At 71.2% G+C, this 11,568-nt stretch carries 11 protein-coding genes; 5 read left to right on the forward strand and 6 right to left on the reverse strand.

Annotated features, from left to right (window positions below; genetic code table 11):
- Nucleotides 1-19: 19 nt before the first annotated feature.
- Nucleotides 20-1,306 (reverse strand): phosphopyruvate hydratase, encoded by a 1,287-nt coding sequence (eno, locus tag ABIA35_RS01465; protein ID WP_370339891.1) that lies wholly within the window; start codon nt 1,304-1,306, stop codon nt 20-22.
- Between the two features lie 272 nt (nt 1,307-1,578).
- Between eno and ABIA35_RS01470 the strand changes: the two genes are divergently transcribed.
- Entirely contained in the window at nt 1,579-2,925 is a 1,347-nt protein-coding gene (locus ABIA35_RS01470; RefSeq protein ID WP_370356198.1) for a sensor histidine kinase, read from the forward strand.
- Nucleotides 2,901-3,557, forward strand: a complete 657-nt coding sequence (locus ABIA35_RS01475; protein ID WP_370339889.1) for a response regulator — start codon at nt 2,901-2,903, stop codon at nt 3,555-3,557. Before ABIA35_RS01470 ends, ABIA35_RS01475 begins: the two co-directional genes overlap by 25 nt.
- 111 nt (nt 3,558-3,668) lie before the next feature.
- On the opposite strand, the gene ABIA35_RS01480 is transcribed toward ABIA35_RS01475, so the two are convergent.
- Nucleotides 3,669-5,381 carry a DUF885 domain-containing protein gene (locus ABIA35_RS01480; RefSeq protein ID WP_370356200.1) on the reverse strand — a complete coding sequence of 571 codons (1,713 nt, stop codon included), beginning with the start codon at nt 5,379-5,381 and terminating at the stop codon, nt 3,669-3,671.
- A gap of 82 nt (nt 5,382-5,463) precedes the next feature.
- Here ABIA35_RS01480 and ABIA35_RS01485 point away from each other — a divergent pair, with 82 nt between their 5' ends.
- The gene (locus ABIA35_RS01485) at nt 5,464-6,726 is read left to right on the forward strand and encodes a hypothetical protein (protein WP_370356202.1); all 1,263 of its coding nucleotides are present in this window, start codon (nt 5,464-5,466) and stop codon (nt 6,724-6,726) included.
- A gap of 94 nt (nt 6,727-6,820) precedes the next feature.
- Here the strand turns inward: ABIA35_RS01485 and tatA are convergent, their stop codons facing one another.
- The 3 genes from tatA to ABIA35_RS01500 form a co-directional block, all read right to left on the reverse strand.
- Nucleotides 6,821-7,072: a Sec-independent protein translocase subunit TatA gene (tatA, locus tag ABIA35_RS01490; protein ID WP_370339886.1), complete on the reverse strand. Its 252-nt coding sequence runs from the start codon at nt 7,070-7,072 to the stop codon at nt 6,821-6,823.
- A gap of 104 nt (nt 7,073-7,176) precedes the next feature.
- Nucleotides 7,177-8,250 carry a nucleoside triphosphate pyrophosphohydrolase gene (locus ABIA35_RS01495; protein ID WP_370339885.1) on the reverse strand — a complete coding sequence of 358 codons (1,074 nt, stop codon included), beginning with the start codon at nt 8,248-8,250 and terminating at the stop codon, nt 7,177-7,179.
- Nucleotides 8,247-8,894: a TetR/AcrR family transcriptional regulator gene (locus ABIA35_RS01500; RefSeq protein WP_370339884.1), complete on the reverse strand. Its 648-nt coding sequence runs from the start codon at nt 8,892-8,894 to the stop codon at nt 8,247-8,249. Before ABIA35_RS01500 ends, ABIA35_RS01495 begins: the two co-directional genes overlap by 4 nt.
- 85 nt (nt 8,895-8,979) lie before the next feature.
- Here ABIA35_RS01500 and ABIA35_RS01505 point away from each other — a divergent pair, with 85 nt between their 5' ends.
- Together ABIA35_RS01505 and ABIA35_RS01510 are read left to right on the forward strand one after the other, a co-directional pair.
- Nucleotides 8,980-9,729, forward strand: a complete 750-nt coding sequence (locus ABIA35_RS01505) for a VC0807 family protein (protein WP_370356204.1) — start codon at nt 8,980-8,982, stop codon at nt 9,727-9,729.
- Between the two features lie 55 nt (nt 9,730-9,784).
- A complete protein-coding gene (locus ABIA35_RS01510) occupies nt 9,785-10,789 on the forward strand; it encodes a hypothetical protein (RefSeq protein ID WP_370356206.1) in 1,005 nt (334 codons plus the stop codon).
- 31 nt (nt 10,790-10,820) lie between these two features.
- Here the strand turns inward: ABIA35_RS01510 and ABIA35_RS01515 are convergent, their stop codons facing one another.
- A complete protein-coding gene (locus ABIA35_RS01515) occupies nt 10,821-11,567 on the reverse strand; it encodes a hypothetical protein (protein ID WP_370339881.1) in 747 nt (248 codons plus the stop codon).
- Nucleotide 11,568: the final 1 nt, after the last annotated feature.

Consider the following 11,568-nt stretch of genomic DNA (forward strand, 5'->3'; position numbering starts at 1 on the left):
CAGGCTGTGTCAGCCGGTGTCAGCCCTCGTGCGTGAAGCGGGGGAAGGCCGAGCGGCCCGCGTAGCGCGCGGCGTCGTCCAGCTCCTCCTCGATGCGCAGCAGCTGGTTGTACTTGGCGACGCGGTCCGAGCGGGCCGGGGCGCCGGTCTTGATCTGGCCGCAGTCCACCGCGACGGCCAGGTCGGCGATCGTGGTGTCCTCGGTCTCGCCGGAGCGGTGCGACATCATGCAGCGGTAGCCGTTGCGGTGCGCCAGCTGCACGGCGTCGAAGGTCTCGGTCAGCGTGCCGATCTGGTTCACCTTCACCAGCAGCGCGTTGGCCTGGCCGCCGGCGATGCCGCGGGCCAGGCGCTCGGGGTTGGTGACGAACAGGTCGTCGCCGACGATCTGCACCTTGGTGCCCAGGCGCTCGGTGAGGATCTTCCAGCCGTCCCAGTCGTCCTCGAACAGCGGGTCCTCGATGGACACCAGCGGGTAGGCGTCGACCAGCTCGGCGTAGTAGTCGGTCATCTCCGAGGCGCTGCGGGACTTGCCCTCGAACTGGTAGGCGCCGTCCTTGTAGAACTCGGACGCCGCGACGTCCAGCGCCAGCGCGATGTCGCGGCCGGGCTCGTAGCCGGCCTTCTTGATCGCGACCAGGATCAGGTCCAGGGCGTCGCGGTTGGACGGCAGGCTCGGCGCGAAGCCGCCCTCGTCGCCCAGGCCCGTGTTCAGGCCCTGCTCCTTGAGCACCGACTTCAGCGCGTGGTAGACCTCCGCGCCCCAGCGCAGCGCCTCGCGGAAGCTGGCCGCGCCGATCGGGGCGATCATGAACTCCTGGATGTCCACGTTGGAGTCCGCGTGCGCGCCGCCGTTGAGGATGTTCATCATCGGCACCGGCAGGGTGTGCGCGTTCGGGCCGCCGAGGTAGCGGAACAGCGGCAGCTCGGCGGACTCGGCGGCGGCCTTGGCCACGGCCAGCGAGACACCCAGCAGCGCGTTGGCGCCCAGGCGTGCCTTGTTCGGCGTGGCGTCCAGGTCGATCATGGCCTGGTCGATCAGCCGCTGGTCGGAGGCGTCCTCGCCGACCACCGCGGGGTAGATCTCGTCCAGCACGCCCTGCACGGCGCGCTCGACACCCTTGCCGCCGTAGCGGGCCGCGTCGCCGTCGCGCAGCTCCACGGCCTCGAAGGCGCCGGTGGAGGCGCCGGAGGGGACCGCCGCGCGGGCGAAGCTGCCGTCTTCGAGAAGCACCTCGACCTCGACGGTCGGGTTGCCGCGCGAGTCCAGGATCTCCCGCGCGTTGATGGCTTCGATGGACGCCACGTCGCATCTCTCCTTAAGCTCTGTTGGTTTCGCTCCAGAGCCTATCCTTCGGCAGGCCGAGCACCGTGCTCAGCAGGGTCGAGGGGTGAGACGGCGGGGCCGCGCCGCGCGCTGTTCGCCGTGGATTCCCCGGGCAGGCGCTGAACAGAGGCGCTCCAGGCCGCCTGGGGCGGGCCGAAGGAAGTTTCGGGGGTCTTCCCCGCGCGAACAGTAGGGCCACCCCCATCGGAATCCGCGCCGCACTCCCCGATGCTGGACCTATGATCACGAATGTGGGAGCCAAGGTTGCCGGCCGGCGGGTCGAGGACGCCGCGCCGATGCTCGGCCCGGGGGAGTTGCTGAAGGGTCCCTTCACCGGGCGCGCGCTGCGCCAGCAGGGGTATCTGGCCGCCTCGTTCGCGACCGCGTTCGTCCAGGTGATCTGGATAGCCGTGGTGCTCAGCGTCGGCGGGCCGCTGGTCCTGGTGGTCGTCGGACTGCCGCTGCTGCTGGCCGGCATCACGGGCCTGCGCTGGCACGCCCGGCTCGAGCGGCGGCGGATCCTGAACCTGACCGGCGAGCGGGTGCCCGCGCCGTACCGGGAGCCGGCTCCGGCCGGGAACGTGCTGCAGCGGCTGCTCGGCCACGTCTCCGACCCGGCGACCTGGCGGGACCTGGTGCACCTGGTCCTGTCCTCGGCGCTGGGGTTCGGGTGGTTCATCGCGGTCGTCGACGTCTGGGCGCTGACCCTGGGCGCGCTCACCCTGCCGTTCTGGTACCGCGCCCTGCCGCACCACCGGATCCCGCTGATGCACGTCGACGGCAGCGAGTACTACATCAGCACCCTGCCCTCCGTCCTGACCTTCTCGGCCATCGCGGTGGTGTTCACCTGGTTCGTCGGGCCGACCGTCCTGGAGCTGGCGACCCGGGCCCAGACCACCTTGGGCCGCACGCTGCTGGGCCTGGGCCGGCCCGAGCTGGCGCGCCGCGAGGCGGCCCTGCGCACCACCCGCAGCCAGGCGGTCAGCGCCGCCGAGGCCGAGCGCCGCCGCATCGAGCGCGACCTGCACGACGGCGCGCAGCAGCGGCTGGTCGCCCTGGCGATGGACCTGGGCCGGGCCAAGTCGAAGCTGAAGACCGGCGACGAATCCGACTCCGCGGCCGCCGCGCAGCTGGTCGCCGAGGCGCACGAGGGCGTGAAGCTGGCCCTGAGCGAGCTGCGCGATCTGGCCCGCGGCATCCACCCCGCGGTGCTGACCGACCGCGGCCTGGACGCGGCGCTGTCCGCCCTGGCCGGCCGCTCCCCGGTCCCGGTCGAGGTGGACGCCGCCCTGCCCTGGCGGCCGAGCCCGGAAGTGGAGTCGGCGGCGTACTTCGTGGCCTCCGAGTCGCTGGCGAACATGGCCAAGCACGCCCACGCCACCCGGGCCTGGATCGAGCTGGAACTGCGCGACGGCAACCTGCGGATGATCGTCGGCGACAACGGCGTCGGCGGCGCCGAGGCCGATACCGGCGGCGGCCTGGCCGGATTGTCCGACCGCATCGCGCCGCTGGATGGCATTCTGTCGGTCAGCAGCCCACTCGGGGGACCGACCCAGATCATCATGGAGATGCCATGCCCGAAGCCATCCGCGTCCTGATCGCCGAAGACGCGGTCCTGCTCCGCGAGGGCCTGGCCAGGCTCCTCGCGGATTCGGGGTTCGACGTCGTGGCCAAGGTGGACGACGGCAAGGGCATGGTGGAGGCCGCCGACGCCCTGAAGCCGGACGTGATCGTCGCCGACGTCCGCATGCCCCCGACCTTCACCGACGAGGGCCTGCGCGCCGCGGTGGAGGTCCGGGCCAAGTACCCGGACATGGCCATCCTGGTCTTCAGCCAGGCGGTCGAGGCCGCCTACGCCCAGGAGCTGTTCTCCACCAGCGCCAACGGCCTGGGCTACCTCCTGAAGGAGCGCGTCGCCGAGGTCGAGGAGTTCGTCGACGCCCTCAAGCGCGTCGCCGCCGGCGGCACCGCCCTGGACCCCGAGGTCGTGGCGCAGCTCCTGGGCCGCCGCAAGAAGAACGACCCCCTGGAGACCCTGACCCCGCGCGAGCGCGAGGTCCTGGCGATGATGGCCGAGGGCCGCTCCAACTCGGCGATCGCGGCCGGGCTGTTCGTGACCGAGAAGGCGGTGGAGAAGCACACCTCGAGCATCTTCACCAAGCTGGACCTCACGCCGGCGGCGGAGGACCACCGCCGGGTGATGGCGGTTCTGCGGTACCTGAACGTCTAGGACCGCGCCGACGGATCCGCCGCCTTCAGCATGAGGCCGCGACGAAGCGGCCCGGGAAATGGACCGCGCCGTCGTGGAGACGGCCCCTGAAGCCGGCCTCGAACCGCGCCGCTAGCCGGCGATCAGCTCTCTGAGATACCGCGCGGCCGGGGAGCCGTGCCCCAGCACCGCGTCGTGCAGCTCGCGCTCCGACCATTCGGGATGGTCCGCCCGCAGATCGCGGACCAGGTCGGAGACCTCGACGTAACCCACGTAGTACGTGGACAGCTGCGAGCTGCTCAGCAGTGCGCGGCGCCACTTGCCCGCGGCCTCGCCGTCCTCCTGGTATCCGCGGCCGGTCATCAGCGCCATGGCCTCGTCCTCGGTCATGCCGTGGCAGTGGACCCGGCCGTCGAGCACGGTGTTGATGATCATGCGGAGCTGCATCTTCAGCTGCTGCATCCGCACTGCGCGCGGGTCGCCGTCGCCGGGATATCGGTAGCGGGCCATCAGTTCCTCGGCGTACACGGCCCAGCCCTCGACGAAGGAGCCGGACCACAGCGCGGCGCGGACCGGGGTCGGGGCCTGCTGGCGGCGCGAGTGCTGCAACTGCAGCAGGTGTCCCGGCATGGCCTCGTGGACCATCAGGTTGTGCAGCATGTGCAGGTTGTACTCGCGGAAGAAGGAGGCGACGCGCTCGGGCGTCCAGTCCTCCGGTGTCGGCGAGATCGCCAGGATCGTCTGCACCTCGGCCGGCTCCAGCGGCCCGGGCGGGTCGCAGTAGGCCACCGCCACGCCCCGGTGCACCTCGGGCATGGCCGAGACTTCATAAGGGTCCGGATACACGGTCACGAGGTCGTGCTCGCGCACGAAGGCGAACTGCTTCAGCAGCGCCTGCCGGCTGTACTCCAGGATGGTCTCGTTGTCCGGCGCGGCCTCGGCGAGCCGGTCCAGGACCCGCCGCACCAGCGCCGAGCGCTCCGCCTCGGCCGAGGGGATCGCGACGCCTTCGTAGTCCGCGGCGGCCTCGACGATCTCGGCGGAGACCCGGTCCAGATCGGCTTCGGCACGCGCCAGGATCGCCGCCGCGTCCGACTCCGCGTCCAGGCTCAGGGAGAGCTTGCGGGCGAACAGTTCCGCGCCGATCCGCGGGTCGCGGAACTCCTCCTCCCCCGCGTCGCCGGCGGCCAGCCGCTCCTTGAGCCAGGCGATGTGCGCTTCGAGTGCTTCCACCGCCGCCGGACGGACCGCGTCGATCGCCGTCCGCGCCTCGGAGGCACCGGCTGAATCAGCTTTCGAAGCCTCCACGACCGCCGCGTCCAGCTCGGCCCCGACCAGGTCCACGGTGCCCTGGAACTGGCCTATCGCGAGCTCCACGTGGATGCGCGACAAAGGCTTGCCGGTCAACAGCGACCGGCTGTCCGCCAGCGTCGAGGGCACCTGTTCCAGCCGCCCGGCGAAAGCCCTCAGCCGCTGTGCGGCCGGGGCGTAGTCGCGCGCCAGCAGCGTGTACAAGGCGATGCCGGGGTTCGCCTCCGCCGGATTCCACTCGTCCTCGCGCAGGTCCTCGATCTGGAAGCGCAGCGCGGCCAGGTGGTTGGCGAGGATCGCGGCGTCCGCGCGGTTGGCCACCGACAGCGCCGCGGTGTCCTGGTCGGCCAGATCCGCGGCCCGCCCGGCCAGCCAGGCGGCTTCCGCGGCCAGGCCGCCGGCGGACCGGTCCGGCAGCTCCGCGTCGTACTCGTGCAGGCCCAGCGTCCCGGCCCAGTCCGGATGCCGGCGGCACAGGCCGTCCAGGATGTCGGCGGCCAATGCCTCGAAGCGTGCGTCAGGGGTGTCTGCCATTCTCCGACCATAGAGGACTGTTCGCCGCTGAGATCGAGGAAGAGTCTGCACTCCCGTCATCAGTACTGCATATGCTGTGACCATGTCTTCTCAGCCGCCTTGGGAGACCCAGATCCAGCCGGGTTGGGGGTCCCAGCCACCGCCGGAGCAGCCGCGGCCCGGGCCCCAGCAGCCGCCGCAGCAGCAGCCGCAGGGCGAGGGTTGGAATCAGGGTTCGTACGTGCCTCCGCAGCCGCCCCAGGGCCCGCCGCAGCAGGGACCGCCGCCGCAGCACGACCGGATCCCGTTCCCGCAGGCTCAACCGCCGCAGCAGGACCAGATCCCGTACCCGCAGGACCAGGGGCAGTACCCCCAGCCCCAGGGGCAGTACCCGCAGTCCCAGGGCCAGTATCCGCAGTCCCAGGGTCAGCACCCGCAGTCCCAGCCGCCGCAGCAGGACCGTGCGCCGTACCAGCCGGACCAGGGGCCGTACCCGCAGTACACGATGCAGCCGCCGCCCCCGCAGTTCACGCCGCCGCAGATGCCCGGCATGTCCTACCCGGGCGAGGAGCCGCCGCCGAAGAAGGGCAACACCGGCCGGATCGTCGCGGGCGTCGCCGCCGTCGTGGTGCTCCTCGGCGCGGCGGGCGGTATCTACGTGCTGACCAAGGGCGACAGCAAGAAGGACACCAAGGCGCAGCCCGCCGCGGCGACCACGTCCGCGTCCCCGACCGCCCCGGCGACGCCGGCCTCGTCGAGCTCGGCCTCGTTCCCGGACAACAGCTACACCGGCTCGGCGGCCCCGCCCGCCTCGGCCTCCTCCACCGGCGGCGGCGCGGCCCTGGACAACGCGGCCACGGACAAGACGCCGTTCACCGCGCAGGCCCTGGTGGCGCAGTCGTTCACCGACGACAAGAACGTGACCTACGCGCTGAAGTACGCGCAGTCCCAGCCCTGCGCCAAGATCGGCGACACGGCCGTGCAGAACATCGTGAAATCCGCCAAGTGCACGGACCTCATGGCCGCCTCCTGGATCGACCCGGACAACAACCGGATCGTCGTCAGCGCCATGATCATCCCCTATCCCGACGCCGCGACCGCCTCGGCGATCTACAAGAAGCTGAGCGCCACGCACACGGGCGACTACGCGCAGTGGTGCCCGCCGGCCGGCCAGCCCGGCGCCGACACCTGCACCAAGCTGGCCAAGGCCGGCGCGGTCACCCGCGAGGGCAAGTTCGGCAGCTTCCACCGCTACGTGCTGATCACCACGGCGGTCTACGCCGACCTGCGCAACGACGACAGCCAGAAGGACTGGCTGACCTCCGCCGCGCACGGCGCGTTCCAGAACACCCTGCCGGGGCAGTGATCGGACAGTGGTCGGGCAGTGATCGGGCAGCACTGAAGGGCCTCTCGCGAATCGCGGGAGGCCCTGAGGCTTTCAGTGGTACAGCGCGGACCGGTCAGCCGGCGTTGGTGTGCTTCTGAGCCGAGTCGGTGACCGTCGTCGAACCGGAGTTCTCCACGGCGGGGGTCACCCGCGCGGCGTCATTGGCCTGCTTGACGACGTCCTCGGTCTCCTTCTGGCTCTGCCGCATCTCGGACTTGAAGATGCGCAGGGACTGCCCCACGGAGCGCGCCATGTCCGGCATCTTCTTCGCTCCGAACAGCAGGAACAGCACAACGAGGATGACGATCAGGTGCCAAGGCTGCAAATCGCCCAACATAGGTGGTCTCTCTTCTCCCGGTCAGCCAACGATTCGTGAGGAGAAGTCGGCCGGTCCGCTTCGCCTACCACGTTCAGACTAACCCGGCACCCCTACCCCGTGGCTACCTCCGCCTCTGCCGTAATGACGCGGTCACGGTACCGACGCGCAGCCGTTCGCAGGACTTCTTCCGGATCCCAGCCGGCCCCGGCCGCCGCCACGGCCATCGCAAGAAGCTGCTCACCCAGCTCATCAGGGGTTTCCGGGAGGGCGGGGGCGGGCCCGGAGGGCACGGCGAGCCCGGCCTTGCGGACCCGGCTCCCCAACTTCGCGGCCAGCGCCAGGGCCGGCTGGGTCATCGGCACGCCCTCGGTCACCGACGCGCGCTGCTTCTCCTCGGCCTTGATCTGCTCCCAGTTGGCGGCCACGTGCTCGGCCGTCGGGGCGTCGACGTCCCCACTGTGCCCATTGTCGCCAGAGGCGAACACATGCGGGTGTCGGCGGATCAGCTTGGCCACGATGCCGTCGGCGACGTCGTCGACGGAGAACGGATCGTTTTCGTGTTCTTCGGCGATGCGTGAGTGGAACATCACTTGGAGTAGTACGTCGCCGAGTTCCTCGCGCAGCGCGTCGCGCCCCGGGCCGGGGGTCAGAGGATCGCCGTCCTCGATGGTCTCCACGGCTTCGTAGGCCTCTTCGAGCAGGTACTTCACCAGCGAGGCGTGAGTCTGCTCGGCGTCCCAGGGGCAGCCGCCGGGCGAGCGCAGCCGGTTCATGACGTCCACGAGGTCGAGCAGGTGCGCTCCGGGCAGATCATAGGAACCCGGCAGGACTTCGAGTTCGGGCAGCGACTCGGAGGCGAGCTGCACCAACCGGTTCCCGAGCGCGACCGCCATCTCCTCGTCGAACTCCTCGTCCTCGGCGAGCCAGACGACTGTGCGGGACGGCGTGGCGGCCTCCAGGAGGCGTTCGGCGGCCATCGCCGGACTGTGGTCCGGCAGCGCCACCACGGCGCCGGTGGCCTGCTCGACGTACGGGATGTGCGGGTGCTCGGCGTCGGCGGCGAAGACCACGTCGGCCGCGCGCAGCGTCTCCCAGGCCGGCCAGGAGAGCAGCCCGAGGGCGACCCGGGGCGAGGTGGCCAGGAAGACGATGCGGCCGGTGTCCGGCGGCGGGGCTTCGGTCATGGAGTAGATCGTAGGCGCGGCCGCGGGTCGAAGCCGCTGAGATCGGCATCGAGCAGGGCGAAGGCCCGGCGCGCCTGGTCGGCGAACGCCGCGGCCATCTCCGAGTCCTGCACCCCCTCCAGCAACAGGCGGCGGCCGGTGAAGTACAGGATCCGGTAGACCCCGGCGATCTGGGCCGCGACCACCCGCGCCGCCAGCTCCTGCTCCGGCTCCGCCTGGGCCACCAGGACCTCGGCCAGCGCCTGCTCGCGCTGGTCGTGGATCTGCCGCTCGCGCGCGGCCAGCGCCGGGCTGGCCGTGACCAGCCGCGAGAAGCCCACGCCGCGATGGCCCAGCGTCGGGTCGCCGGCCGCCAGCTGCTCGGCGTGGTAGCGGCGCGCGGCGGCCAGCACCGGCTCGCCCCCGGGCCGCGCCCCGACCGCCTCGGCCAGACCGTGGACGATGTGCTCGGCCCGGTCGAAGACCAGGTCCTCCTTCAGCGGGAAGTGGTTCGTCACGGTCATCTTCGCCACGCCCGCGGCCGTGGCGACCTCGGCGATGGTCACGTTCTCGAAGCCGCGCTCGGCGAACATCGCGGTCGCGACGTTGGCGATCTCCTCGCGGGTCTGCCGCTTCTTGCGCTCGCGCAGTCCTTGGGTCTCCATGCCTCCATATTAGGCTTGACCTAGTGAGTAGGTCCAGCCTAAAGTTGGGTCAGACCTAAGGGACTCGTCCGGGAGGGGACTGCCGATGACCGCCGTCATCACCGACACCATGAACACTGCGAACACGAACACGAACACGAACACCGCGAACACGAACACCGCCGAGGAAACGGCCGCCGCCCAGCCGAACACCCTGAAGCAGACCCTGGTGCCGTTGGTCCTCGACATCGCGATCCCGCTCGGCGGCTACTACGCCCTGCACGCGGGCCTCGGCGTCGGCACCGCCGCCGCCCTGGGCCTGAGCAGCGTGGTGCCGGCGGCCCGCACGATCTTCGCCGCGGTCGCCAAGCGGCAGCTCAACGCGCTGGCCATGCTGATGCTGACGGTGAACGTCGTCGCGATCGCGCTGACCTTCGTCTCCGGCGACGCCCGCCTGATGCTCGCCAAGGACTCCGCGGTGAGCAGCACGATCGCGCTCGGGATCCTGTGGTCGGTGCGGGGCGGCAAGCCGATGATGTCCGCCGGGCTGAAGCCGTTCGTCACCAAGGGCGACACGCGGCGGACCGCGGCGTGGGACGAACTGCGGGCCGAGAGCGCGGAGTTCCGGGCCAAGGAGAACCTCTACAGCCTGATCTGGGGCGGGTGGCTGCTGGCCGAGTGCGTCGCGCGGCTGATCGGGGCGTTCACCCTGCCGGTCTCGACGATGGCCTGGCTGGGCACCGTGGTGCTGGCCGTCGCGATCGGCGCGGCCTGCGTCACCGGCGGGGCCGCGGTCGAGCCGCTGGAGAAGATGATCGCGGCCCGCGCCGAGGCCGCCTCCGACGCGGAGCGTTGATACGATATATCGCGTCTGAAGGCAGCACCGGACCCATCACGGAGGGGCGGACGTTATGCGCGGCAAGGGCATCAACTACGACACCGGGTTCTTCCCCGGGGGCAAGGACTCGCGGCCGGACTTCGACGCCGAGACCGCCCGGCGCGAACTGGGGATCATCGCCGACGGCCTGCACTGCACGGCCGTCCGGATCTCCGGGGCGGTGCCGGACCGGCTCGAAGCCGCCGCGCATGCCGCGGCGGAGGCCGGACTGGAGGTCTGGTTCGCGCCGTTCCCTTGCGAGGCCTCGCGGGAGGAGCTGCTGGAGATCCTGGCCGACTGCGCCCGCCGCGCGGAGCGGATCCGCGCGGCCGGCACCGAGGTGGTCTTCGTGGCGGGCTGCGAGACCTCGCTGTTCTGTCCCGGCTACTTCGACGGCGAGGACAGCTACGCCCGGATCGAGACGCTGGGCGGCGGCGGGATGGAGCTGTGGAGCCGGCTCGGGGAGATCATGGCCGCGTTCAGCGGCTACCTGGCCGAGGCCGCCGCGGTGGTGCGCGAGCACTTCCACGGGAGGGTGACGTACGCGGCCGGGCCGTGGGAGTTCATCGACTGGACGCCCTTCGACTTCGTGTCCGTGGACGCCTACCGCTCGGCCCAGAACAAGGACAAGTTCGCCGAGGAGATCCGCGAGCACTTCAAGCACGGCAAGCCGGTGGTGGCCACCGAGTTCGGCTGCACCCCCTACGTCGGCTCGGGCGAGCGCGGCGGCATGGCCTGGGCGATCCTGGACTCCTCGGTGGAGCCCCCGGTGGTCGACGGCGACTACGTCCGCAGCGAGGACGAGCAGAGCACGTACTTCACAGAGCTCTACGACGTCTTCGAGCAGGCCGGGCTCGACACCGCCTTCTGGTTCACCTTCGCCACCTACCGGGCCCTGCACGACCCGGCGGACCCGCACCGCGACCTGGACCTGGCCGCGTACGGCACGGTGAAGATGACCGGCCCGGACTCCCCCGAGCTGAACTGGGAGCCGAAGAAGGTGTTCCACACGATCGCGGAGCGCTACGCGGCTTCCTGAGCCGCCCCGGCCCCGCGACCGTGCGCGGACGTCACTGCGACTGCTGCTGCTGGGCGGCGGCCGCGGCGGCGATCTGGGCCGCGGTCGGCCGGATCCACGTGGTCTGCGCCGCGACGATCTGCCGGGTGGACGGGTCGAAGCTGCCGTAGCGCGGCGAGATCTTCACGTTGATCTCGGAGGCCGCCTTGGACAGCATCGGCGTGATCGCGCCCTGCAGGGCGGTCAGGCTGTTCTGGTCGTTGGGGTCCACGTGCAGCTTGGCCGCCTCGGCGTCGACCACCGAGGTGACCAGCGCCTGGATGTGGGTGTAGACCGGCACGCTGCTGGGCGCCAGACCCGAGGAGTTCTGCTGCGACTCGGCGTCGGCCAGCGCCACCGCCTCGTTGTCGCTGCCGGTGAACTTCGCCCCGGTCAGCGAGGCCCGGGCCTGCTCGACCAGGCTGGTGTGCTCCTTGGCGTCGGCGGCCGCGGTGACCGTGATGCCCTGGTCGTCGGCGACCTTCTGCCACACCGCCTGCTGCACCAGCAGGTTGATCTGCGCCTTGGCCAGCGCCGAGCGCTGGGCGTCGGTGACGTCGCCCTGGGTCAGGCCGTTCTTCTCCACCAGCGAGACGATGGAGGCGACCTGGTCCTGGACGGTGGCGTCGGTGGTGCGCTGGCCCTGCACCACGGCCGCGGCCCCGGCCTGCATCGGGCCCCCGCACGCGGAGGTGGCCAGGGCCACGGCCCCGCCGAGGACGATGACGGCGGCGAGTCGGACGGAGCGAGCGTGGTTCACA

It is taken from the genome of Catenulispora sp. MAP12-49 (assembly GCF_041262705.1).
GTDB lineage: Bacteria > Actinomycetota > Actinomycetes > Streptomycetales > Catenulisporaceae > Catenulispora.

Excerpts from the sequence above, each read along its gene's own strand:
- ABIA35_RS01475 (WP_370339889.1), top strand. The coding sequence starts at position 2,901 with ATGCCCGAAGCCATCCGCGTCCTGATCGCCGAAGACGCGGTCCTGCTC.
- ABIA35_RS01480 (WP_370356200.1), bottom strand. The coding sequence starts at position 5,381 with ATGGCAGACACCCCTGACGCACGCTTCGAGGCATTGGCCGCCGACATC.
- ABIA35_RS01485 (WP_370356202.1), top strand. The coding sequence starts at position 5,464 with ATGTCTTCTCAGCCGCCTTGGGAGACCCAGATCCAGCCGGGTTGGGGG.
- ABIA35_RS01495 (WP_370339885.1), bottom strand. The coding sequence starts at position 8,250 with ATGACCGAAGCCCCGCCGCCGGACACCGGCCGCATCGTCTTCCTGGCC.
- ABIA35_RS01500 (WP_370339884.1), bottom strand. The coding sequence starts at position 8,894 with ATGGAGACCCAAGGACTGCGCGAGCGCAAGAAGCGGCAGACCCGCGAG.
- ABIA35_RS01505 (WP_370356204.1), top strand. The coding sequence starts at position 8,980 with ATGACCGCCGTCATCACCGACACCATGAACACTGCGAACACGAACACG.
- ABIA35_RS01510 (WP_370356206.1), top strand. The coding sequence starts at position 9,785 with ATGCGCGGCAAGGGCATCAACTACGACACCGGGTTCTTCCCCGGGGGC.